The sequence below is a fragment of the Pseudomonas sp. RIT-562 genome, from assembly GCF_026241895.1.
Taxonomy (GTDB): domain Bacteria; phylum Pseudomonadota; class Gammaproteobacteria; order Pseudomonadales; family Pseudomonadaceae; genus Aquipseudomonas; species Aquipseudomonas mandelii_F.
Genome location: NZ_JAPJIV010000035.1, coordinates 1 through 22,226 on the forward strand (window position 1 = coordinate 1; position 22,226 = coordinate 22,226).

Annotated in this window: 22 protein-coding genes, 1 tRNA gene and 1 pseudogene; 16 read left to right on the top strand and 8 right to left on the bottom strand. The window is 50.6% G+C overall.

The window, feature by feature from the left end; genetic code table 11:
• Positions 1-740 precede the first annotated feature (740 nt).
• Both hpxO and ORL50_RS27675 read right to left on the bottom strand, forming a co-directional pair.
• Positions 741-1,934, bottom strand: coding sequence for an FAD-dependent urate hydroxylase HpxO (gene hpxO / locus ORL50_RS27670; RefSeq protein WP_266019797.1), 1,194 nt, complete (start codon positions 1,932-1,934; stop codon positions 741-743).
• A gap of 181 nt (positions 1,935-2,115) precedes the next feature.
• Positions 2,116-3,147, bottom strand: a complete 1,032-nt coding sequence (locus ORL50_RS27675) for an aromatic ring-hydroxylating oxygenase subunit alpha (protein WP_131672096.1) — start codon at positions 3,145-3,147, stop codon at positions 2,116-2,118.
• Between the two features lie 133 nt (positions 3,148-3,280).
• Between ORL50_RS27675 and ORL50_RS27680 the strand changes: the two genes are divergently transcribed.
• Together ORL50_RS27680 and ORL50_RS27685 are read left to right on the top strand one after the other, a co-directional pair.
• Entirely contained in the window at positions 3,281-4,192 is a 912-nt protein-coding gene (locus ORL50_RS27680) for a LysR family transcriptional regulator (RefSeq protein ID WP_131672097.1), read from the top strand.
• A gap of 255 nt (positions 4,193-4,447) precedes the next feature.
• The gene (locus tag ORL50_RS27685; RefSeq protein ID WP_266019799.1) at positions 4,448-4,816 is read left to right on the top strand and encodes a hypothetical protein; all 369 of its coding nucleotides are present in this window, start codon (positions 4,448-4,450) and stop codon (positions 4,814-4,816) included.
• A 40-nt stretch (positions 4,817-4,856) separates the two neighbouring features.
• Here the strand turns inward: ORL50_RS27685 and ORL50_RS27690 are convergent, their stop codons facing one another.
• Together ORL50_RS27690 and ORL50_RS27695 are read right to left on the bottom strand one after the other, a co-directional pair.
• Positions 4,857-5,168, bottom strand: a complete 312-nt coding sequence (locus ORL50_RS27690; RefSeq protein WP_266019802.1) for a hypothetical protein — start codon at positions 5,166-5,168, stop codon at positions 4,857-4,859.
• A 368-nt stretch (positions 5,169-5,536) separates the two neighbouring features.
• Positions 5,537-5,624 (bottom strand) — tRNA-Ser (locus ORL50_RS27695).
• 123 nt (positions 5,625-5,747) lie between these two features.
• On the opposite strand from ORL50_RS27695, the gene ORL50_RS27700 reads away from it, so the two are divergent.
• Complete coding sequence (locus ORL50_RS27700) at positions 5,748-6,404, top strand: Bax inhibitor-1/YccA family protein (RefSeq protein WP_266019803.1); 657 nt, start codon at positions 5,748-5,750, stop codon at positions 6,402-6,404.
• A gap of 344 nt (positions 6,405-6,748) precedes the next feature.
• Here the strand turns inward: ORL50_RS27700 and ORL50_RS27705 are convergent, their stop codons facing one another.
• Positions 6,749-7,216 (bottom strand): helix-turn-helix domain-containing protein, encoded by a 468-nt coding sequence (locus ORL50_RS27705; RefSeq protein WP_266019804.1) that lies wholly within the window; start codon positions 7,214-7,216, stop codon positions 6,749-6,751.
• A 296-nt stretch (positions 7,217-7,512) separates the two neighbouring features.
• Between ORL50_RS27705 and ORL50_RS27710 the strand changes: the two genes are divergently transcribed.
• The 4 genes from ORL50_RS27710 to ORL50_RS27725 all read left to right on the top strand — a co-directional run bounded on the left by ORL50_RS27710 (position 7,513) and on the right by ORL50_RS27725 (position 9,499).
• Positions 7,513-8,250, top strand: coding sequence for a metallophosphoesterase (locus tag ORL50_RS27710; protein ID WP_266019806.1), 738 nt, complete (start codon positions 7,513-7,515; stop codon positions 8,248-8,250).
• 88 nt (positions 8,251-8,338) lie between these two features.
• On the top strand, positions 8,339-8,689 hold the full coding sequence (locus ORL50_RS27715; protein ID WP_266019808.1) for a hypothetical protein: 351 nt from the start codon (positions 8,339-8,341) through the stop codon (positions 8,687-8,689).
• Between the two features lie 9 nt (positions 8,690-8,698).
• Complete coding sequence (locus tag ORL50_RS27720) at positions 8,699-9,103, top strand: DUF6957 family protein (RefSeq protein WP_266019810.1); 405 nt, start codon at positions 8,699-8,701, stop codon at positions 9,101-9,103.
• 39 nt (positions 9,104-9,142) lie between these two features.
• A complete protein-coding gene (locus ORL50_RS27725; protein ID WP_266019811.1) occupies positions 9,143-9,499 on the top strand; it encodes a hypothetical protein in 357 nt (118 codons plus the stop codon).
• A gap of 671 nt (positions 9,500-10,170) precedes the next feature.
• Here ORL50_RS27725 and ORL50_RS29240 read toward each other — a convergent pair.
• Positions 10,171-10,254, bottom strand: coding sequence for a type II toxin-antitoxin system CcdA family antitoxin (locus ORL50_RS29240; protein WP_416236053.1), 84 nt, complete (start codon positions 10,252-10,254; stop codon positions 10,171-10,173).
• 93 nt (positions 10,255-10,347) lie between these two features.
• Here ORL50_RS29240 and ORL50_RS27730 point away from each other — a divergent pair, with 93 nt between their 5' ends.
• The 7 genes and pseudogenes from ORL50_RS27730 (at position 10,348) to ORL50_RS27760 (ending at position 16,661) form a co-directional block, all read left to right on the top strand.
• Entirely contained in the window at positions 10,348-10,707 is a 360-nt protein-coding gene (locus tag ORL50_RS27730; RefSeq protein ID WP_266019812.1) for a hypothetical protein, read from the top strand.
• Positions 10,708-11,279: 572 nt separating this feature from the next.
• Complete coding sequence (locus tag ORL50_RS27735; protein WP_266019813.1) at positions 11,280-11,855, top strand: hypothetical protein; 576 nt, start codon at positions 11,280-11,282, stop codon at positions 11,853-11,855.
• A 146-nt stretch (positions 11,856-12,001) separates the two neighbouring features.
• Entirely contained in the window at positions 12,002-12,436 is a 435-nt protein-coding gene (locus ORL50_RS27740) for a LexA family protein (RefSeq protein WP_266019814.1), read from the top strand.
• A complete protein-coding gene (gene umuC, locus ORL50_RS27745; RefSeq protein WP_266019815.1) occupies positions 12,420-13,703 on the top strand; it encodes a translesion error-prone DNA polymerase V subunit UmuC in 1,284 nt (427 codons plus the stop codon). The genes ORL50_RS27740 and umuC overlap by 17 nt, the downstream gene beginning before the upstream one ends.
• Before the next feature lie 174 nt (positions 13,704-13,877).
• Positions 13,878-14,087 (top strand): annotated as a pseudogene (locus ORL50_RS27750) (DNA polymerase V subunit UmuC); the annotation flags it as partial.
• Positions 14,088-14,743: 656 nt separating this feature from the next.
• Positions 14,744-15,394 (top strand): hypothetical protein, encoded by a 651-nt coding sequence (locus tag ORL50_RS27755; protein ID WP_266019816.1) that lies wholly within the window; start codon positions 14,744-14,746, stop codon positions 15,392-15,394.
• A gap of 415 nt (positions 15,395-15,809) precedes the next feature.
• Positions 15,810-16,661: a hypothetical protein gene (locus ORL50_RS27760; RefSeq protein ID WP_266019817.1), complete on the top strand. Its 852-nt coding sequence runs from the start codon at positions 15,810-15,812 to the stop codon at positions 16,659-16,661.
• A 548-nt stretch (positions 16,662-17,209) separates the two neighbouring features.
• Here the strand turns inward: ORL50_RS27760 and ORL50_RS27765 are convergent.
• Positions 17,210-18,124, bottom strand: a complete 915-nt coding sequence (locus tag ORL50_RS27765) for a DUF4760 domain-containing protein (RefSeq protein WP_266019818.1) — start codon at positions 18,122-18,124, stop codon at positions 17,210-17,212.
• A gap of 1,218 nt (positions 18,125-19,342) precedes the next feature.
• Between ORL50_RS27765 and ORL50_RS27770 the strand changes: the two genes are divergently transcribed.
• On the top strand, positions 19,343-19,672 hold the full coding sequence (locus ORL50_RS27770; RefSeq protein WP_266019819.1) for a hypothetical protein: 330 nt from the start codon (positions 19,343-19,345) through the stop codon (positions 19,670-19,672).
• Positions 19,673-19,732: 60 nt separating this feature from the next.
• Here the strand turns inward: ORL50_RS27770 and ORL50_RS27775 are convergent, their stop codons facing one another.
• Positions 19,733-20,650: a LysR substrate-binding domain-containing protein gene (locus tag ORL50_RS27775; RefSeq protein ID WP_266019821.1), complete on the bottom strand. Its 918-nt coding sequence runs from the start codon at positions 20,648-20,650 to the stop codon at positions 19,733-19,735.
• Between the two features lie 143 nt (positions 20,651-20,793).
• On the opposite strand from ORL50_RS27775, the gene ORL50_RS27780 reads away from it, so the two are divergent.
• Complete coding sequence (locus ORL50_RS27780) at positions 20,794-22,218, top strand: purine-cytosine permease family protein (RefSeq protein WP_266019822.1); 1,425 nt, start codon at positions 20,794-20,796, stop codon at positions 22,216-22,218.
• The last annotated feature ends 8 nt before the right edge of the window (positions 22,219-22,226 follow it).

Here is a 22,226-nt window from a genome sequence, read left to right on the forward strand (position 1 = left end):
AAAAAGCCTCGTGCAGCTATAGTTGCACGAGGCTTTTTCATGAGAGACCGCTGACAGCTGCCTAATTGTAGTAAGCGTCCAGCGAAAGTCACCTCATCACTTTGCGTCCTCTGGGTGGCTGGCACACATCCGCTTGCGCTGCATAAGGCGCAAGCGTGGGACGCTATGATCCGGTACCTGGCTGCCTGAGAAAATTGCATCTTTTCGGTGTGCCAGGACGCCTTTCCTTTTGAAGATAACTGAGGCTAATACAGGCTCGGCACATGGCTATCCTGAAGTATCCGGATAGATCCACCTCCAAACGCCGTTCCAGGAGGTGACTAACCCGGACTCTTAGAAGGCCAGTTTATGGGAAAAAATAACGTATTGAGCGTTAGCTACATTCACCTAAAAGGTTCCTGAAATTTTGCATGCCGCCCCAATCAGCAACAAAATACCGCCCAAAAAAAACCCGCCGAAGCGGGTCGTTTTTCTCATCAAAGCCAGCCCAACATCCTGTCGGCAGCATCCAAGCTCTGGTGGTCATCCGTAACCTTCCGAAGCGCTCCCTGCGCTGCGGTTGATGGCTTTAGATTGCTACTTCGCTATCACGGCGTATAGGGCAGATTTACCCGAGCGCGTGTAAGCTTTTTGCCATAGCTGGCATTCTCGAGGCGCTACTGGTATGCGAATAGGTGGTCGAGTCCAAGCAATTACCTGTGTAGCGCCAAATTGCGCAGGCAGAATCGGCCACTTCCAGATCAGCCGAGTAACATTTCCCCGCCCCCTAGCGAAGTCTTGACGATTCCCGCAATCACCCGCTCCCCAGTCTCCTGCGCAAGTTCCTGATACCAAGCTTGTGTCTGCGCCGGACTACCCCCGTGGGTCACCTCTGACCGACTACGGGCGCGCAGCATGATCTGCGCGGTGCGATCGACACGAGCGTTGTTGTAAAGGTCGAGCGCGGCTGCGACATCGGTGCCTCTTAGCTCCAGGCACTTGGCAAGTACCCAGGCATCCTCCATAGCTTGACAGCCGCCTTGGCCGAGGTCAGGCGCCATGGGGTGCGCCGCATCGCCAAGCAGAACTACCCTGCCTTTGACGAAGCTGGTGATTGGCGCTATATCGTGGATTTCTACGCGGCTGACGATAGCGGTATCCAAACGCTCAATGAGGGCTTGTACCGGAGGAGCCCAGCCTTCGAAATGGCTGTGCAGCTCTTCGCGGTAGCTGTCGCGCACATTGGCGGTTCCCGCGGGAAGTGGTACATCGAAGAAAAAGTAAAACTGGCCGTTGCCCATAGGCATCAGAGATACGCGTTTGTGATCACCGACGAACTGGGTCCACTCGGTTGCGAAAGCCAGATCGTCGCTAGCGTCCACGCGACCATTCCAGTTGACGTAGCCGCAGTAGTCACGCGCTACTTCGCAGCCGGCCACATAGTTGCGCAGCCGCGAGTGGGTGCCGTCAGCAGCCACCACAAGGTCGGCCTGGATGCGCTGGCCATCGGAGAGCGTTACTAGCACTCCGTTCTCGTGAGACTCGACGCTATCGCAGCTCACGCCTAGGGTGACGTTATCAGCGCCGCAGGCATTCAGCAGAACTTTTTGCAAGGCCGTACGGGCGATGGGGCAAGCGCGCTGCTCTACGGACTCGTATAGCGGTCCGAGGCCGAAGCGAGTTAGCAGGGTACCTGTATGGGTGCTGTAACTCATAGTATCCATAGTGCCGCTAACGCTCTTGATCTCATCCCCCAGACCAAGCTTTTCTAGGACTTTTACGCCGTTGGGCCAGACCGAGATCGCTGCGCCTGCAGGTGTCAGCTCTGCAACCCTGTCGAACAGGCGTACGCGATGCCCATGACGTTGCAGGGCGATACCGGCTGTGAGGCCACCGATGCCTGCACCGATGATGACGATATCTAAGGATCTTGAGTTAGAAACAGTAAGAGTCATTGCGAACGTACCAAAGATGGAGAGATGAAGAGATCGCTTAGGCAGGATGCCCCAGGGTATTCGCCTGTGTATGAATTGAGAGACCCTTCACCAGACTGGTTAGTGGTTCGCGCCTTAAAATGTGTGGGAGGAAGCCACGCATGCTCCCCACGGCTGTCTTGTTGTTAAACCAGTTGCGTTCTTAGCTCAGGAAAAACTGGCTCAGTCCTTGGCTACGCAGCCCTTTGCGGTAAGCGATAGAACTCATGTCCGCCGGAATGTGTACTTCCAGGGAGGGATCGAGTGGCAGACGCTCCGGTTTTTGAGCTTCGACGATCAGGCGATCCTCTTCAAATACCTGGAAGTTGAAACTATGAACGTCCTCTACAGAAATATGCTTGTCAAAATTACGCGCGATCGGGGCAAACATTCGCGTGTATTTAGCAGACACGGGGGAAGCGGCGTTCATGATGACCAGCCGACCGTCGTTCGGAAAGTGCACTGTCAGGGTAGCCGTGAACGGCAGATGTACCTCGAAATGTCTCAACCAGGTGAAGTCAGCAGGGACGTCAGCCTCTACACCGATCGGGTAGTTTGCGACCGAGCTGAGATAGCGAACTTCAAAACCATGAGGTGTTTCTTCGGGGCGATAGGCAGGTACCTCAACGTTGTTCGGATTGCCAAAAGTGTCCGTATGAACGAAGCCAAAATGAGCCACATCGAGGAAGCCTTCAAGCTGACGCCCCGCAAATGCCTTAACGTCGAAAGCCGGGCAAACAATCTGCTGAAATCCAACATCTTCCCAATGAGGCATTTTCGGTATATCGACTTGGCCGTTCTGCGGATCGAGGCACGTCCATATCAACCCATAACGCTCAACCGCAGGATACGTATAAAGCTGCATACGGCTTGGGATGGATCCATTGGGGCTTGCCGGAACTTTGTTGCACTTGCCTCCGTGACCGAAGCGCAAGCCGTGGTACGGGCAAACTACGCCTTGGCCGTCGCTTTTCCCCATACTCAGCGGAACGCCACGATGCGGGCATACGTCTCGCGCCACGACCAGCTCCTCGCCTATCCGGTAAATCACTAGCGGCTCGTCGAGAAGCATCGCTTTGATCGGCTCCTCGCCCACGGTGATCGACTCAGCAATTGGGTACCAGTGTGAGGCGAGAATGCGCCAGTCACTTTCAACAAAGGTGCAATTGAGTGGAAGAGTACGGTCTTTGATCATGGGAAGTGAGCCTCGTAAGCTGCCATCACAGTCTGAAAGTGCGCTCTAAGGCGCTTCGATATGGACTTTAAGAGCATGGCGTGATGAACTCAAACATCGATTTCTCATCATCGCGTTGCAAAAAATACAACACATGTTCCCATTCTCACGATTCACCCGATACTTTCTCGAGGTCACTCAACACCGCAGCATTCGCCGAGCGGCTGAAGTTCTGCACGTTTCTGCCTCGGCTATAGATCGGCAGATTCTCAAGGTCGAGGAAGAGCTTGGGGTACCTTTATTTGAACGTCTCCCAAGCGGTTTGAGGCTTACGTCCGCGGGCGAGCTGGTATTGGCTAATGCCCGCCAGTGGCAGAAAGATTACGCTCGCACTCGTGAGCAGATTGACGAGATGCAAGGCCTGCGCCGCGGTCATATCGACATTGGATTGATCGATGCGCTTAGCGAAGGAATGGTGGCTGAAGCCGTATCGGCGCTGATGCAGCAGTATCCGGGCCTTACATTCGGGATGAAGGTTGCAGACAGCCAGAAAGTCGCAAGAATGATCGCCTCCGCGGAGGTCGACTTTGGCTTCGTATTAGATGCTATACCGGGCGCTGAGCTATTGGTGACTGCTAGCACGGTGATCAAGATGGGAGTTGCCATGCCTACTACTCATACCTTGGCAGGTAGGAAGAGCCTACGGCTGAGCGACACGCAAGATGAAACAGTGATCTTCCCAGCAGCTCCTCTGGTCGTACAAAAGCACATACATGCGCTTCACGATCATCTGAGGCTTGATGTTCGGCAGCGCGTAGCGTGCAACGATCTGCGCATGATGCGATCGTTAATCCGCGCCGGGGTGGGTGTCGGGATTCTGTCCTGGTTGGATGTCGCAAGCGAAGTAGAAGCGCAAACCATTGCCTTCGTCCCTCTTGACGGCATCCACGTCAGCCATCCAGTTCTTTCCATTTGCGTAGCTCCGCATCGCCAACTATCTCGTGCGGCGCTTCTGGCGTTATCGGATCTACAGAAACGTATGGCCGACCTGATGCGATCTCAATAGCTGCAGCCATTAGCCAGTTACCACGGCTTTCGGGCTCGGTGCGACAGGCCTTTTTAGATATGTTCGCACACCAGAAATCACATTGTTGATTGGAGACTACGGCTCTTCACAGCCCGGCCGATAAAGAATGACCGCTTCTGGCCGAAAGCGGTAGCCTGGTACGGCAGGTTTCGGCTAGAAGCGCACTCGACAGTTAGCCGCTGATGTCTCTACGCTGATCGATCTGGTGAAAGCACACCACTAAAAGGAGCAGTCATGTTGGTAGTTGCCATTGATCGAGATAGCGTTCATGCGGGAGATGATCTGGAAAGTCATGCAACATCGATCACACTCGATCAATCAGCAACACTGCGCACCTTGATCGAAGTGATACAAGATATGGACTACCTACCTCGTATCAGTGGAGGCAAGGCCACTTGGGTTGTTTATTCATCTGGCAAACCATTAGGTGTTTTAGCCCAGCAATGGCCAGAACCTAAATTGGTCGTGCGCCCCGAGAGCATCGTGGATCAATATTTCGGAAATATCGAGCCTCGCCTACTTTTCAGATATTGGTGTCAGGCAGATCCAGATGAGGTCTTTTCAGATGCCCAGGCCGGAAATGAACTGCCATCACGATTTTAGGATGGGCAGGAGGCATTGCTTTAGATCAATGCGGTTCAGATTACTGCTGTGGGTCGATAGCTGCCTCCCGTGAACGACTGCTTTTGGCCGGTTGCTGCCTGTCGCGAAGGTTGCAATGGGTCATCAGTTGAAAAAGTCGGTTTTCGCTCTTTTGCGCAACGGTATTGCTGATGGCTTGCTGCAGGCGTTCTCGCTCATCTTCCGGGCAGCGAATGTCCAGACACAGTTCGGGATGGTACCAGGCGCTATCTGATAGGTAGTCCACCAGCTCGGGGCTTAGCTTGGGATTGTCTGGCGAGGCAAACGGATTGAGGTAATCGTGGGTGATCGTCAGATCGATTTTTTTAATCATAACGAACCTTAATCTGGTTGAGCTGTGGACTTAGATTTTAGTGTTCGAGATAAAGCTAGTCGCAATACAGCTGCTCTGGAGGCCTGGAGGCAGCTATTGGCCGAATGCTTTCGTTGATTTTGCAAAGAAGGAATGGGAGCAGTTCTGAGCCGGGCATGAGTAATGCTCCATAAGGAGGTGAGCGTAGCCGCGGAAATGCGGTGGCACATTTGGAAATTTCAAGTGGTCGGCAGGCCGCCGGGGCTTGGAACGGGGGAGTTATGGAACGCGTCCACAATAGTTATAAAACGCGTGCGGACCAGAGAGGATTTTCGCGAAAGCCAGAAACGACAAAGCCCTGAAAAATCAGGGCTTTGTCGGTACAAATATGGCGGAGGCGATGGGATTCGAACTCATGGACCTGTTACAGTCGACGGTTTTCAAGACCGTTGCCTTAAACCACTCGGCCACACCTCCGTTTGCGTTGCGGGCGCCATAATACCTGAATGAAACGCACTGTCAAACTCTCTGAGTAGCTAGTTGCAGGGCGTCTGTTATGATCTTTGCGACTGAACGTTTCAAACCAACAGGAGTGTCGCCATGCGCGAACAGGATTACGCAGTTAATAACAGCGTGCAGGCTGAGCAGCTAGAGGTTAGCCGCGTCCTGCGCAACACTTACGGCCTACTCGCTCTCACCCTCGCATTCAGCGGCGTGATGGCGTATGTCGCTCAACAGATGCGTGTTGGCTACCCGAATATCTTCGTGGTGCTGATCGGTTTCTACGGCCTTTTCTTCCTGACCAACAAACTCCGTGACTCCGCGTGGGGCCTGGTGTCGGCGTTTGCCCTGACCGGTTTTATGGGTTTCCTGCTCGGCCCGATCCTTAACCGCTACCTGGGCATGCAGGGCGGCGCGGAAGTGGTTAGCTCGGCTTTCGCCATGACCGCTCTGGTATTTGGCGGCCTGTCGGCCTATGTGCTGATCTCGCGCAAGGACATGAGTTTCCTAAGCGGTTTCATCACAGCAGGTTTCTTCGTGTTGCTGGGTGCAGTGGTTGCCAGCTTCTTCTTCCAGATCAGCGGCCTGCAGCTGGCGATTAGCGCTGGTTTTGTGCTGTTCTCCTCGGTCTGCATTCTGTTCCAGACCAGCGCCATCATTCACGGCGGCGAGCGCAACTACATCATGGCCACGATCAGCCTGTATGTATCGATCTACTTAATGTTCACGTCGATTTTAGGTATACGTGACGAGTAAGGGGGTTGGTGGGCGTTATGCCCTGAAAAACCAAGGAATGCCGCCGATTAGGCGGCATTTTTTTTGGGGCAGTTGTCAAAAAATGTAAACCTCTATTTTCCGCGTAAATTACGCCGAAAATGTAAACATTCAGTTTCTTACGCATGGATGAAACAGGTGCATTTTTCCCTCAGGCGTAAACGTATGCCGGAAGCCCCATCGACGGCTCGCTGATGCCCCGTTAGCTCGAGTTGATGCCCGGCCTGGCGGATGGAACCCATATCCGTTGGCCGATCAAGCCTGACATTCATGTTCGTAAAAGCCGAAATGAGCGTTATCCACCCTCGCTGCCATTCGATGCCTGCCTATTTCGCCATTCGCCAAATTCGGTTGACCGTTGATGTGGGAATTCCAAGCGCCTCAGAAGCTTCTTTCTGCGTCATTCCCTGAGATCGGCAACGAAGCACGGCTTCAATTTTATCGGGAGATGAGCGTGGGCCACCCTTGATGGGCTTAAGCGTGCCGTTAGCGAATTGCCCGGACAACCCGTTTACTACACCCGAGGCAACGAGGCGCTTTACTTCTTCAGACAGTCTCTCGAGAGATTCTTCGGGAGATAATTTCTTCTCAAAGCACGATGCGACCACAAGTAGCGCCAATGGATCGACATCCAATGCCGAGGAGATCGTATTCAGCATATCGAGGGTAACGCCCGTCTTTGCGTTCTCGAGATTGTATAGATGCCTAGTTTCAACCTGGCCTTGAAGATCCTCCTTCGAAAGGCCGCGGGAAGAACGCACCAATCGAAGTACTGCCGCCAGCGATTCCCTCATGACCATGGCGAATCCTCAAAAGAGAGGATAAGGCCATATTGAACAATTCCACGCCATGAAATATAATTCCGAAATGGGGATTCTTGTGAGCTTAACTGAGGGTCAAGCAACACCTCAGAAACCGCGGAATGACGGATCATTTCTTCTATACGTGCGTTAGTAATGCATGAGTCATTCACCACCATCCTGAAGGTTTTGGCTGTAAATTTCTAAAAGGCGCATTTTCACTCTTGGATATCTTCGTGAAATATTAGCCATAAATTGACAGTGTGGATGGGCCTTAAAGGGTTGAGATTTTGAAAATACACTTGCTCTCTGACGTCCATATCGAATTTCAGGAATTTTCTCCTGTCGTCTCCGATGCGGATGTTGTTGTGCTGGCCGGTGACATTGATCTTTTGGCTAGAGGAGTGGAGGGGGCGAACAGAACCTTTTGCTGCCCAGTGATCTATGTCGCAGGAAATCATGAGTTCTATAAAGGCCACATCGACAGGACTTTGGACAAAATGCGTGCTAAGGCCCTCTCGCATGTTCACGTTCTAGAAAACGAGCAAGTCGTCATCAATGGGGTGCGGTTCCTTGGTACAACCGCTTGGACTGATTTTTACTCGACCGGGGACGTCGCTTCTGCACTTAATAGCGCTCAGGCATCTATGAATGATTACAGGCAGATCAGAGCTGGAACTCAGTATCGTCGCGTGAAGCCAATCGAAACTCAGCAAAAGTCGCAATTTGCGAAAAAGTGGTTGCTGGCTAAATTATCAACTGAGTTTCAAGGACAAACAGTGGTGGTTACCCATCACGCACCTTTTCCGGAATGTACGCCTGGAATCAAGTATGAGATGGGCCATTTGGCTGCAGCTTATGTCAATGACTGGAAGGAGTTTTCAGGATGCAATATAGACATCTGGTTACATGGGCATACGCACGTCGGCTATGAGAAAACAATAGAAGGCATTCGCTGTGCGTCCAATCCAAGGGGCTACCCCTTCGAAGAGACTGGTTTTGTAAGTGATCTAATACTTACTATCTGAATCAGATGGGCGCTAAAGAGATAAATTGTCAGTCAGGAACTGTATTGTGTTCAGAACAAACGAGAGTCAGCTGCAAGGCAGATTCAAAATGCCTGATGAAAATCTCCTGTTATGGAAAAGCGTTAATATTTGTCACAACCAATATTCTTTCTTAGTAGAAGGAGTAGGATTTTTCGATGGGACTTTTGGGCCAAGCGTGCGCCTCGTCAGTGATGCGGAATCGGTTCAAGCAATGTGCAGTTCAGGAGATTCTGAATTTTTTACTGTTACCAAGGTATACCTCATCTCCCCACCCTGGATGAACCGGCAAAATGAACGTCTAATGGAACCGCTTGCCGAAATCAGACTGCAAAGTTCTGACAAGCAACCACCAATCTACGAATTCGTAACCATGGCAGGGCAGACCTATACAAGCGCTCCTCAACCTAATCCAATTTGAGATACCACTATGGTGACCTTAGATGAAATCTCTCAGCTCCTCTATGGTACCGAAGGGGAGACTTCGGGTTGGACTGGTTCCCGAGCGGATTTAATTTCCTTAGCGGGAAAGGTGTTCCCCGGCAAAGCTTTTTGTGTGGTGCGGAAGTGGATTTTGATCGACCTCATCGTTACACCGGATGAAAAAGAAAAGCTCACGAACCTCACTCTACTACCCATGACGCTATTCGCTCACGAAATAGTCCTAGACAGTAAAGGCCGCTTCCAACCAAAAATGTGGGTGCGTAGCAACTTCGGAGTGCAATTCATCTACAGCTGTATGTTTGAAACCAACAATACCGTCTACCTCCTCTGGGGCCCAGGCCAGCGAAAAGAAGCAACTGTGGGAGCTGCTTTTTCGATGTCGGCCGGGTAAGCGGTAATTTATTTTGGAGTCGTTTGGAGCATTGGTTGAATGACTGAAATCATCGAAGTCGAATTTTATAGTAAGGAGCTGAGTGACTTTCAGTTGTGTCGACTCGGGGGAGCGAGCATCGGAAAATACTCGGTTCCGATCACTGCGTTTATCAGTGACGCCTTCATCGCAAATGACACATGCCTTGGCGTTTCTTTCGATCACGTTGGGCTAGGTGATGCTTTTCGCCCGGCAGATGGCGGCCTCATTCGAACAGGGAAAATTCGGAGGGCATGGAAAGAGGGAGGTTACTGGCTTCTTGAAACTCAAAATGGCAACTACGTCCTTGGCAGTTTCCTACGAGGCTTTGGGCGGCGTAGCTTTTGCGATTTGCTTCGATCAGGTGAGCGTTGCTGAGGGATAAATTCAGCAACGTTACAATGGGTCAATTGTTAGATCACTGTAGGTTCGGAACTATCATGCGTTTAATAAACCGCCTGTAACTGGCTTTTGTATTGCTGACAACTGGCTCGCCTCCAAGAGATAAAACCCTCTGTATTCGTATGAACTACCTAATTCGGGCCGCTCCCAGGCGGGAGATGAATCTGCTGATATTCGTCTGAGACCTGCGTTTTCTGGCTCAAACGGCCATGGGGGAGCTGAAAGATGAAACTCCATATTCGCCTCAGCCATCTGATTAATCCCGCACCAGCTAGCGGAAGATGAAGCTCCTGATATTCATCTGAGGCCCGCGTTTCCTGGCTCAAACTGCGATGGAGAGCCGAGAGATGAAACGCTCGGTATTCGTCTCGGCGAGCTGATTCGGCCCGCTCCAGACAGTGGGAGATGAATCTCCTGATATTCGCCTGAGACCCTCGTTTGTTGGGTCAAACGGCCTTGGAGAGGTGAGAGATAAAACCCTCCAAATTCGTATCAGCCAGCTAGTCGGCACGCCTCTCTAGGTGGGAGATGAATCTACCGATATTCGTCCGAGCCCCCGTGTCACGTGGGGAGAGATGAAACCCTCGATATTCATCTGAGGCCCGTTGTTGCAGGCTGAAAAACAGCCACTTAGCGAGAGATAGGCTTCAGAAGCTCCGTATGTTGTCGCTGAAAACGCTGTGAGTTTCTACGTCTTCGTTGTAGGCCTTTACGGCTTCCCTGTTCTCTATTTCTCGCGCTTTATCGTATTCAGGGCCTCGGCCAGAGCCTCATTTTGGTAGCCGCTCGCGCGGAATAGCGATTGCTTTTCTTCCGGCGGCACAATGAAAATGTACAGCGCAAACATTACTTTCCAGCGGGCAAATTCTGCCTTGGGGCTCGATATGGGACATCTCAGCTTGGAGGATATCTATCCCGGCGACGTAGCCGACTACGGCCATATGCGCGTGGGTATGACCGACCTTTACGTGAAAGAAAATCACGCCATTTATGGTTTGACTACGCTTGGCGAATACCGGGAGATGACTAGTCAGCTTTTGCGCGATGATGCGGTGCAAATGATCATCAGCGACAAATTGGCCGCATTGCCCAAGGACTACGATCCATGGATCTGGCGGATCAACCGCCATCGAGCCTTACGCGCCAAGTACGGGGATAAATTCGATCCTTGGTCAGATGACTGACTGCCTTCAGACTTCCAATTCCAAACGCAAGGGCCTCAGCGCTTCTAGTAACCGCTCCGCTGGCAGTGAATAAAGCAAATGCCCCATCAGCGCCAACAACTCCTTACTGATTCGGAGCGCCATGCACTCGAGCAGATACTCAAATCGGTGAACGTATAGGGAGAGGCAGCGGACAGCAACCCAACCGACGATGTCCGGCTGATGACAAAAGCTGCTGTGGAGGCGGTGTATCGCGTTTCCGACCTGATTTTTAATTACAGCAAAGCTGAAGTTCTCTTCGTTACCCTCTGTCAAAAAAGCGAGTGCACCGAAGACCTTCCCTCGATCTCGGAGCCGGTCGCCACTCAGAAGGAGTAGGGGACACTGCGCTTGGCCAGTGTGCCGACCAATCCAGATTGCGGAATGCGTCAGGAGATGATGGAGCCAGAGCGTTACGACGCTTTTAAGCATCTATACCAGTCTGGGCGGCGGGTTACGCCGAAGGCTAACCCACTAAATAAATTTTTTACATTGTTAAAATTCTTCGGGATTGAGCCGAATTTGATTTAGTAAGCCAATCTTTCGAGAATGCCATGAGCAACCACGACCGTTTGAAATCCCGCCTCACCTTCAAGGCCACCGAAATTTTCACCTTTTCGGGATCAGACGAGCGTTATCGTGCGACGGTCAAACTCACCCCGTCTCGACTCATACGGGTAACGCTACACGACTTCAAAGCATGCTTCACCGCACGGCAAGCTTATGAGATCGCGTCTGGCCTAATCAAAGCAGTACTCAACTCGCTTGATCACAATCACCCAAAATCGGATAAGTCTAATATCCAAACGACCCATGATCATTGGGCTGTTCTCATTGAGCGCCATGAGCTGTTTGGATCAAAGAAAACACCTGATTTACTCCAAGTTGTGATGACTGGTACACGTTTCCTCATTGAAGGAGCTCTCCTGGATCCTGAGCCGATGGTGGAATTTAAGGACGGTGAAGAGCCTATCTATGACTTTCAGATCAGACTAGAAGGCCAATACGTCTTAATGTGTTTTGGGTGGGTTGGTTGGAGACTCAGCCGAAGTGAGGCTCAGTGGTTGGCGGAACAGCTATGGACTGCGGTTTTTTTGGCAACAAAGCCTAGCCGCGCAATCAGCAAATAAAATTAGGGTACCTATCACGACCAGAGCCGTGCCATCCGCTGATGGGGGCGTCATTCCCTTTGGTCTATTTTTCTCGCTCGACATTGACCGTCAATCGCCTTCGACGTTTACTGTATGCATGTACAGTTTTGGTTAAGGCATCCACCATGAGCGTCACAATCATCTGCCCGTTAGGAGGAGGGGGAGTTCAGCTCCCGTTCTACTCGTTCAAAGTCCCAGCCGGCTTCCCATCCCCTGCGGCTGATCACCTTGAACAACACATCTCCATCGACGAGCTGTTGGACATTCGAGCCCCGCATATCTATCTGGTGCGCATTGAAGGCCACAGCATGGAAGGCGCTGGGATCTTCGATGGCGATATGGCCGTAGTCGATCGCTCGATCACCGCTGAACACGGCCACATAGTGATCGCGGCAGTGAACTGCGAGCCGGTGTGCAAGCGCCTGTGCAAGCGAGGCTCCGACATCATCCTAATGTCCGAGAACGTAGGTTATCCGCCGCGCTATATCCTGGAAGGCGATGAACTAATCATCTGGGGCGTGGTGACTTTTAGTGTGCGTGCTCATGATCCAAAATCCTGAGCCCGTCTTCGCGTTGATCGATTGCAATTCTTTCTATGCGAGCTGTGAGCGAGTCTTCCGCCCCGACTTGGCCAGAACACCGATCGTGGTGCTTTCGAACAACGATGGTTGCGTGATCGCTCGCAGCGCGGACAGCAAGCCCTTCGTAAAAATGGGCGAGCCGTACTTTCAGATCAAACACAAGCTCAAGCAACACGGCATCGTGGCCTTCTCATCGAATTACGGACTTTACGGTGATATGAGCGAGCGGGTGATGAGTGTGATCGAGTCGCTAGTGCCCGCCGTCGAGGTCTATAGCATTGATGAGGCCTTTGCTGATTTAGCTGGCGTTCCAGGTGATTTGGAGGCGCTAGGACGTCGGATCCGTGCCCAGGTTTACAGGAGCACTGGTATCCCGGTAGGGGTAGGTATTGCCGGCACGAAAACACTCAGCAAGCTTGCCAATCACGCCGCCAAAAAGTGGCAAGCGCAGAGTGGTGGAGTCGTCGACCTACGTGATCAAGCCAAGCGCGACTGGGTGCTGAAAAAATGTTCGGTTTCGGATGTCTGGGGCGTCGGACGCAAGATGACGCTTCACCTCGAAGGCATGGGAATCAAGACGGCTTGGGAACTCTCCAAAACCGATCCCTGGATGTTGCGTAAAAAATTTAGCGTGGTGATCGAGAAGACGGCTCGTGAGTTGGCCGGTACACCGTGCCTTGAGCTCGATGAGCCTGACCCACCGAAGCAGGAGATCTGCTGCAGCCGCATCTTCGGCAAGCGCCTCACCGAGATTGCACCGATCAAAGAGGCCGTGGCGACCTACATGATGCGCGCCACAGAAAAACTCCGAGCCCAGCATTCACTGTGCAAAAAAATACGCGTGTCTATCCGCACCGGTATGTTCAATCCGGCGGAGGCCAAGTACGCCAACGGTGTTCTGGTGGAATTGCCCTATCCAACAGATGACGTTCGGTTGATGACAAAAGCTGCGGTGGACGCGGTAAATATGATCTTCCGACCTGGCTTCAAATACAGCAAAGCCGAGGTACTCCTAGTCAATCTATGCCGGAAAGGTGAGTACACCGAAGATCTCTTTTCGGTCACCCAGCCGGAGGCGACAGAGAAAGTGATGGGCGTGTTGGATTCCATCAATGAACGGTGGGGTAGGGGAACACTGCGCTTGGCGAGTGTGCCAACCAATCCTGATTGGGGCATGCGGCGCGAGATGATGAGTCAGAGTTTCACAACGCGCGTCGATCAGTTATGGACTGTGTACTGCAGGTGATCGTCTCTGGATCAGAAGGGGGGGGAAGATGTTGTTGCCTGTTACGAAGACATCATCTGTAAGGCGCGGAGAGCTGCTACCTACGAAGTGCCGTGCCACGGACTGATGGTTCCCACGTCGATCCCGCGTCTACTCAGTGAGTGGTTGTAATCTACCTGGATCCTCAGATCCGCGAAGCAGGAGATTTGCCGCAGTCGGATGTTCGGCAAACGTCCGATCGAGATAGCCCGATCAAAGAAGCTATCGCAACTTACATGATGCGAGCCACGGAGTTGCCCCTGGCGTAGCAGTCGCTGTGCAAGAAGATTTAGATGAGCATTTCACACGGGCATGTTCGATCCCGAGGAAGCGAAGTACACGAGTGGTGTGGTGGAATTGCCGTACACACGCTGAGGCTCACCAAATACACGGCTACAAGAAACGCTAATTCACCCGGCAAACATGGTGCTCGCTTGCCAAATCAGAAGCATCCAGCATATCCCCAGTCCCACCATGAAACACATCAGTTCATTCGCGTTCACGATGCTTCCTGCTCCAGCGTGCTGCTGGCCTCTGATTGTGATGAATCCACCGCGTCGGATGTATACCAGCCGATGACAGTCCACACTGTCACTAGCCAGATGAGGGCAGTGATTACGAGCATTGCCAAAAACGCTTTTGTGCTCATGAGGTGGGTTCTCTCCTGTAGTGGAAACGGTGAGAGTCAGGGTTATGAAGTTTAGTTCATAGCGCAGCCATGCCCTCAGGGATAACCAGAGATAAATAGGGAAAAATCCTACGGAAACAAAGCTTCTATCGTCGGTTATAACTAAGTGCACGACTAGACCCAGGAGCTATGAGCCACTGTTTTCAGGGCTTGGGCTGAGATGGATAAGCTGGATTCGGTGAGAACGCTTCAACCTGAGGTGTTAACGCCAAAAACGGCAGATTTGACGATGAGTACAATGTCTCGGGCGGCGGGGCGAATGGACACGGATAATGTCGCTCTGACATCATAGGGGTGGTTTGGGAAACCGCTTATCAATTGTTAGGGGACAACTTTGAAAAAGCTTGTAGCTGTAGCCTCGGTAGCTTTATTGCTGTCTGGATGTGGTGATACGACGGAACAGGTGTGCCGTAAGATTGACCAGCAACTGAAAAAGGACAGCGGCGAGGGGCTTGCTGATGTCGGCTGGATTGGATGTCTCAAGCAGTCTCCGGCGGAAGCGAAGCTAACGCTTGCGGCAATTGAGAAACATTCTCCAAAAGACATACGTATGGCTGAAATTAAACCGATGTCGCGTGATGATGTGGCTCAGTTGGTTGCGACACAGCCTCCGTTTGATGTGGCTTATAAGTTGGGTGCTCCTGATAGTGCGTACTTCTACCCCATTGATAGCAATGGTAAGTTTATTTCAGAGAGTACAACTATCGGCGGGATAACTACAAAAGGCCCCACACACATATCTTACAGCGCAGACGCTAAATTCTCATTGGAAATGCGCGACTCTAAAATATGGGAGGATATTCACGGCAAAATGGCCATTTATAAAGACGGACTGTATCGCATATCCTACGAGCGTCCTATGACGTATTGGTTACTGGGGTTGCAAGACGAGAATCTGAAAATATCGTTTGTTATAAAAAATGGCAAAGTAATAGAACGAAGTGCTGATTTCCCGAAGCATTTTTGGCAGAAGTGGTTCGATTAATCTACCGATTGGTTAAGCAGCGAAACCTGGTAACCGTGCTGCCCTTTATTGATAAAAGGGGAAGAACGGGCCGGCATTCCGGTCTTCCCAGTCATGTCGCTAGTGCAGAAGCTAAGAGCGCGTATGTTTTGCTAATGGTTCGCGATGGAAAGCGCCTCACTAAATTCTTGACCGAGGATCAAGTCAAGGAATGCCTTGCCCTGGATACCAATCCAAGTCACCAGATATTGTTCACCTGATGGTGCGAACTGTTCTTCGCTCCTGTGAAGCAAGGGCAGTTCCACTCAAAAATATATTCAGCCCTATGTTGCTGGCCACCGCTGGCGTTTTAGAAGTTGAAATACAAAATATAGGTTGCCGTAGCCAAGTTTGCGGCTCTTCACCCATCAAACTAGGCCTCTTAGGATTATCATACATGAAATTGATCAACCTTTGCCCGCTGCTTTTAACTTCTTGCTTAATGGTGTCCGCTTGTGACAAAGTTAACGACGATAATCACGTGCCGGCTAATACTCCCGATCAAAAAAAAGAAGTCGTCAAGGTGCAGCCAGCGCCACCAAAAGTTACGTATAAACCCCTGGTCTATGCTGATCAGTCTCTGGAGGAAGTATTCATCCGGAATGATTTGAAAGCTCTGATTAACAAGGCAGATGCTTTAGAGCTAGGCAAAAAGAAGGAGTTCGAAAAAACGGAAGCCTTTAGTGCTCGAAAAGCTGATTTTGTTTCATTGGTAAATAAATTTGAGGGCAAGTCGAGTCTTATCTTTTTTGTGCCAGACGAACAAAGCATTACATATGATGCAGATGCAGAGGAATTTAAAGTAAATCTGATATCCCATAGCAATTTTGATGGCCTAATTTCGTATAATACTTCAAAAAAATTTCCCTTTGCTTTGTCAGTTGCGAATGAATCAGTAAATGGTGAAAAAATGTATGGGCTCCCAGTTTATGAACGTATAAATTATCGTGTAGGTTTCAATTCAAATAAGAAAAGTTACGGTGACATCAGTCTTTCGTTGCCTGTTTCCATAGATAAGGCTCAGTCGCTAAAAAATTCGGTTTCCATCGCAGTGGTAGGCAGTGTGGTTGACCCGATCGTAATGAGCTGGGGGAGTATGGAGATTCGTAGCGACAATGTCGAAAAGTATACTGACCGAACATTGCTCTTGTCTGGCGTTCAATTTTGGATATACGACAAATCAACGTTAGCAGTTAAAGCGAAATTTGACAGCAATCTGAAACTTATAAAGCAAAAAATAAAGATATGAAACATTAGGGCGCGCCTGATTTCTCTCAATCAGGTGGAGCTCCGTAGAGTGTGTAGGTCGGCTCCTAATTCATTTGGCACTGATAGCTATCGGCATACGGCAAGATCAACTGAAATAGATGTTGTTCTGTGGACATCCCTTTGGAGAGCATGTCCGTAGCTGACAATATTTACTTTACATCGATAAGGCCTTTCCAGATTTAGCTGAGGTGCCAAGTGAGCTTGAATCGCTTAAGCGGCGAATACGTTCCTAGGTATATCGCAGCACCGACATCTCAGTCGGTAAAGCGGAAAACGCCACACTTACCTTTTCGTTCGTTCCGCTGTGTACTCTTATGCTGAATTCGGCCGACCGGATGTAGCTCGCATGGATGGCAATGGAGTTATTTCCTCGCAACTATTGTGGCGTACTTTCCATCTCCTAACATGACCGCCCCATTTGTTTGCCTTCGGAGGAATCTGGCGTGTCTCTGGTTTCTTCAGTCAACATCATTGCTCTGTGCCCGAAATCGGCGGTAAAAGCACGAGCCTATCTTAGTACCGCATATTTCAACCAAGGGAGCTTTTTATATATGTACCTTGGAGCATTTTGTCTATGTCTTCCTGTACAGGGCTAAGTTCGCCGAGTTCTAGGTTGTAGATTCCATTTTTATATTTTGTATTTAGTGAATTATTGTCAGTCCACTTGTCTATCAAACTTATCAAGCTACAAAAGACTTTTGGCCCTTGGCTTTTTCTCATATACTGAATCAGATAGTAACCCCGCTTTTCAAGGCCTAGTATTATACCTTCATAACATTCGCGAATTAGTTTTTCATCGAAATCGCCATTGAGTACGCCTACAGCAACAAATTCATAGAAATTCATTACATAGTTTAAATCTTTTGCGGAGTCAAGAAGTTCGACTGGAAAATTGGAAGTTTTATATTTTTTGTCATTTGAAGAGAATGCAGCTTCAACCAATTCCATATGTATAGACTTGCCAACCGGAAAATGCTGTAGAAAGTTATCACTTCTTTTGAAAAATAGTTCGCTATATCGTTGAGTCATTACGGTGTTGATTGTATGAGATTTTCGCGCGGCAGCTGAGTTTATTGTTGCTTGAATCCACCATCCAGCGCCCAACAGTGAGGAGCTAACAAATAACGCTAAGGATGTTTGGTAATCAGTATCTCCTTGATATCTAAAAACGAGGTATGTAGTTATGAATACGAAGAAAAAAGTAATTGCTATATATTTTATGCCTTTTTTTGTTTCTATGAATCTCTCCGATATTTCCTTGTAAAGTGTCACAAGTAGAAACAGCGAAGAAAATGCGAAAACGCCAAAATATAACCACTCGTCAAGTTTTTGCGTCAATAGTGCGTCGTAAATTAGTGAGTGATTTCTGAATACCGATACAGCCAGTACAAATATGCTGGCTGTTAGAAACACGCCTTGAAAAAATGAAAGTTTTTTAAACATTTCAGCTTCCGTTCTTAAAATTAAAAAAAGGCCCTAAACGGGCCTTTTCATGTCACTTACATTTTATTCTTGAGAACCAATTTCTGTGATATGCATAGCCTAGCCTCCTGTTATGTATATTTGCTATTTCAGTGTAAAGCAAAGAGCTAAATTTTTCTAGGTTGCCACGATAGATATTATCTATTGATGGCGTGAAAAATCAGAAAATATTTCGTTCTCATTGGAAGCCGTGAACGTTTCTCCCAATGTAGTTGAATTTGGTATGGTCGGCGAGGTGAAGCAGCACTATAAGAAAATTCAAGGTACTGGCTACGAACGTCCTATCCTTTTTCGACCTGTGCGCCGTGATTGGCCAAAAACAGCGTCGGAATCTGACTTCGTCAGCGTAGCCTGTATTTTTCGAGGGGGGCGAATGAGGACGGGCTTGATGCAACCAGCGAGCTATTCTGTCCTTTTTCATTCCGCAGGCGGTTTCGGAGACACTTGGGATCCGGGATTTCATGAGTAAATGGCAAACCGAAGATCAGGAATCCCACCACTATCGGTTTTGTGAGCACTTACTGGAACAAATTAGGGGGTGAGCTTATCGAGAGTTATGACCTAAATGCGCAAATCGAAAGCATGTCCTTGATTGAGATGCTTGAGTTCGCGGAGCTCACATTAAAGCCTTGCGGACGAGCTTGAAGGTGCCGAGAGCGAGCTCTTTGGTGATTCGCCGTGTGACGTCAAAGCGGTGCTCGAAGCAGCGTCCAGCAGTCGACTCAATGGTTCCCCAACTCACCCGGAGCTCGTTTCTCAATTGAATCAGCGGTAAATTCTGGGGCGTTGATCAAGGTATAGAAATCGACATATGCGTAGGGGGGTATTCAAGGTGGATTCTCACAACGGTTGGGTCTCTGCCTAACCTACTATGCACACCTAACCGGCTGCTGTTGGCTGGCTGTTGTAGGCGCTGGCGCGAAGGGACGACCTCAATAATGATGCATGCTATCGGTGGAGTCTTTGAGCATTGCGGGGTGAACAGGCAGTGCTACTCAGGGAATACATTCTTAGCCAGGAGTTCGATATGGGATACCTCGGCCTTGAGGATACCTGCCCGACGACGTAAAAAAGTATGGCCATATGCGGGTAGGAATGACCGACCTCTACGCGAAAGACAATCACGCCGATTATGGTGTGGTTACGCTTGACGAATACCGCGAGCTGACCACCTGATTAATGCGTGATGAAGCGGTGCAGATGATCATCAGCGCTGAGCTCGCCGCATTGCCCGAGGACTCCGATCCCTGGATTAAGCGGATCGAACGCAATCGCGCCTTACGCGCTAGATATGGGGAAAATTCGATCCCTGCGGGGATGGCTGAAAGGCTCCTCGGCCTGCTGGTGCATCTAGCGCTTCCCCATTTCGTGATGGAACCTTTTGCACAGCAAGAAGCTAGGTGCGCACGCGAGCAAGCGATTTCTTTGCCACTTGAGAATTGCCTGCGGCTTGGCCTCTATTGTTATCAGCAAAATGCATTGTTTGGGGCAACAATGCATGCGGCATGACCGGCAGAGATCGACCCCTAGCTGTCGTTCACCAGCGGAAAGATGCTCCGTAAAACCTCATCAAATCGTTGAGGTTTCAAGCGTATCGGTTTCATTAAACAATTCGTGCATCACTACCACAAAAGCTTCAGCCGGACGGGACGGCTTCTGGGTTTGCGACGAGGCAATCACGACTCGTTGCGGTGGAATGCTAGAGTCAAACGGGCGACACGCGATGGGGCGCCCATCGTAGCTCAAATCTCCGGCTGGTCGAGTGACGAGAATCGATACTCCGTGCCCATGTGCGACGAGTGAGCGCACCATTTCCACCGAACGCAACTCCATAATGACATTGGGCTCTATACCAGCCGAGCGGAACAGTGACAGGAAATAGTCGCGGCTATGAGGCAGGTCTAGAAGGATGAAAGGCTCGGTTTGCAAATCCAGAATGAATAAGTTGGTTTTTGCTGCCAGATGATGTCCTTCGGGCAGCAGGACATAAGGTGATTGCAGTCCCACAGCCTGTAGCTTGACTTTGCGAGCCAGGTTCATGTCATAGATCAGCGCTAAGTCTAGTGTTCCGCGCTCCACCCGTTCGATCAGTTCCTCGGTGTCACCTTCGATAATGGCGACTCGTACCTCAGGAAAGCGCTGCTTGAATCGCTCGACCATGGTGGGGACGTGTCGCGCGCCCAATGTTGCAAAGCAGCCAACCGAAAGGTCGCCAACCACGCTATCGGTTTCCTTGGCAGAGAGCTGCGCGGCACTTTGCAGTAACTGTCGAGCTTGCTGATAACGGCGCGCTCCGGCGGAGCTAAGTTCGACTCCTTTGCCTGGAATCCTCACGAACAAGCGCTCATCCCATAGGGCTTCCAGCTCCGCAATCGCATTTGAGATCGAGGGCTGGGACACACTTAGCGACTTTGCCGCATTGACGGTACTTCGGCATTGGGCCGCTGCTACAAAATATTCGATCTGCCGCAGGCTGAAGTGAATCATTATTTTTAATTCGCCGAATCAAAAGTGCATATTTTTAATTATATACCCCACCGCTTAACCTCAGTCCATCCACAGCTTGTGTCCTTCCAAAAGCCGCGCTGATCCGGCGCTTATGCTGCAACAACAATATCGAGGATTCGCCCATGACTCGTTCTCATGCGCCTGTTGCACCCAGGCCGGTGATTGAAACCCGCTCCATCGATTACATACCGGAAAACGAGCGTCATGGCAGCGCATTCGGTCAATTCACGCTATGGCTGGGTGTGAACTTGAACATCACCGCCATTGTCACCGGGGCTTTGGCGGTGGTCTTGGGAGGCGATGTTTTCTGGTCGTTGATCGGCCTTCTCATTGGTCAGGTGCTCGGTAGCATCGTCATGGGCTTGCAAGCCGCCCAAGGGCCGGCGATTGGCCTGCCGCAGATGATCCGCAGTCGCGTGCAGTTCGGTGTATATGGTGCGGTAATCCCGCTTGTACTGGTGAGCTTGTTGTACGTAGGGTTCTCAGCGGGCGGCACGCTGCTGGCCGGTCAATCCGTGGCAAAAGTGCTATCGATCGCGGATTGGCAAGGCATTGTTCTGTTCGGTCTGGTAACACTGTTTTTGGCTACCCTTGGATATCGCGCCATCCACTCCATTGCCAAAGTGGCCAGTGTGGTGGGCGTCATTGCCTTTATCTACATGTTCGGTGCGTTGCTGGCCAAGCACGATATCCATGCGCTGCTCGAAAACCGTCATTTTGTCATTGCCAATTTCGTTTTTTCCATATCTTTGGCTGCGGCTTGGCAGATTTCGTATGGGCCGTACGTGGCAGACTATTCACGATACTTGCCCAGTAAAACTTCCAAATTGAAGATCTTTCTGGCTGCATCTCTGGGCACGGTACTGGGATCACAGGCAGCCATGACCTTCGGCGTATTTTCCGCGGCCCTTGCCGGATCAGCGTTCTCGGGCCATGAAGTCGAGTTTGTTGTCGGCTTGGGCTCGACGGGTATGTTGGCGATGATCCTGTATCTGGTGGTCGGCTTCGGCAAAATCACCATGATGACCCTCAACGCCTACAGCAGCTACATGTCCAGCGCCACCATTGTCAGCGCGTTCTACGGGTTCAGCAAAGTGTCTCTGACCCATCGCTTCATCTATGTGTTGGGGATGGTGTCCGTCGCAGTACTGATTGCCTTAGCCGGTTCTCACAGCTTTATCAGAGCGTTTTCTTCCTTCCTCATTTTTCTACTGGCGTTCATCACGCCATGGAGCGCTATCAGCCTGGCTGACGTGTTCTTCGTCAACGGTACGCGTTATGACTTGGCGGCTCTCAACGATCCCACTGGGCGCTATGGCCGTTGGAACTGGCCTGTTATTGCCGCCTACTGCTGCGGAGTGCTGATGGAGCTGCCGTTCATTTCCAGCAGTTTCTACACTGGATCGATTGCCCGTGCGCTGAACGATGCAGACGTTTCGTGGATGGTCGGCCTGCTAGGTACCGGAGCTCTTTACTGCCTGGTAAGCCGGCGAAGGGGCGCCAGCGTGTCAACTTCCCTTGCGCCTGTTGTCGACAGCAAAGTCTAACTGGAATG

What these genes read in the sequence shown, in the direction of transcription:
- ORL50_RS27720 (WP_266019810.1), top strand. Translation starts at nt 8,699, where the DNA reads ATGGTGACCTTAGATGAAATCTCTCAGCTCCTCTATGGTACCGAAGGG.
- ORL50_RS27775 (WP_266019821.1), bottom strand. Translation starts at nt 20,650, where the DNA reads ATGATTCACTTCAGCCTGCGGCAGATCGAATATTTTGTAGCAGCGGCC.
- ORL50_RS27735 (WP_266019813.1), top strand. Translation starts at nt 11,280, where the DNA reads ATGAGCAACCACGACCGTTTGAAATCCCGCCTCACCTTCAAGGCCACC.
- ORL50_RS27680 (WP_131672097.1), top strand. Translation starts at nt 3,281, where the DNA reads ATGTTCCCATTCTCACGATTCACCCGATACTTTCTCGAGGTCACTCAA.
- ORL50_RS27685 (WP_266019799.1), top strand. Translation starts at nt 4,448, where the DNA reads ATGTTGGTAGTTGCCATTGATCGAGATAGCGTTCATGCGGGAGATGAT.
- ORL50_RS27770 (WP_266019819.1), top strand. Translation starts at nt 19,343, where the DNA reads ATGCGTGATGAAGCGGTGCAGATGATCATCAGCGCTGAGCTCGCCGCA.
- ORL50_RS27740 (WP_266019814.1), top strand. Translation starts at nt 12,002, where the DNA reads ATGAGCGTCACAATCATCTGCCCGTTAGGAGGAGGGGGAGTTCAGCTC.
- hpxO (WP_266019797.1), bottom strand. Translation starts at nt 1,934, where the DNA reads ATGACTCTTACTGTTTCTAACTCAAGATCCTTAGATATCGTCATCATC.
- ORL50_RS27690 (WP_266019802.1), bottom strand. Translation starts at nt 5,168, where the DNA reads ATGATTAAAAAAATCGATCTGACGATCACCCACGATTACCTCAATCCG.
- ORL50_RS27725 (WP_266019811.1), top strand. Translation starts at nt 9,143, where the DNA reads ATGACTGAAATCATCGAAGTCGAATTTTATAGTAAGGAGCTGAGTGAC.
- ORL50_RS27730 (WP_266019812.1), top strand. Translation starts at nt 10,348, where the DNA reads ATGAAAATGTACAGCGCAAACATTACTTTCCAGCGGGCAAATTCTGCC.
- ORL50_RS27675 (WP_131672096.1), bottom strand. Translation starts at nt 3,147, where the DNA reads ATGATCAAAGACCGTACTCTTCCACTCAATTGCACCTTTGTTGAAAGT.
- ORL50_RS27760 (WP_266019817.1), top strand. Translation starts at nt 15,810, where the DNA reads ATGAAATTGATCAACCTTTGCCCGCTGCTTTTAACTTCTTGCTTAATG.
- ORL50_RS27705 (WP_266019804.1), bottom strand. Translation starts at nt 7,216, where the DNA reads ATGAGGGAATCGCTGGCGGCAGTACTTCGATTGGTGCGTTCTTCCCGC.
- umuC (WP_266019815.1), top strand. Translation starts at nt 12,420, where the DNA reads ATGATCCAAAATCCTGAGCCCGTCTTCGCGTTGATCGATTGCAATTCT.
- ORL50_RS27715 (WP_266019808.1), top strand. Translation starts at nt 8,339, where the DNA reads ATGCCTGATGAAAATCTCCTGTTATGGAAAAGCGTTAATATTTGTCAC.
- ORL50_RS27780 (WP_266019822.1), top strand. Translation starts at nt 20,794, where the DNA reads ATGACTCGTTCTCATGCGCCTGTTGCACCCAGGCCGGTGATTGAAACC.
- ORL50_RS27765 (WP_266019818.1), bottom strand. Translation starts at nt 18,124, where the DNA reads ATGTTTAAAAAACTTTCATTTTTTCAAGGCGTGTTTCTAACAGCCAGC.
- ORL50_RS27700 (WP_266019803.1), top strand. Translation starts at nt 5,748, where the DNA reads ATGCGCGAACAGGATTACGCAGTTAATAACAGCGTGCAGGCTGAGCAG.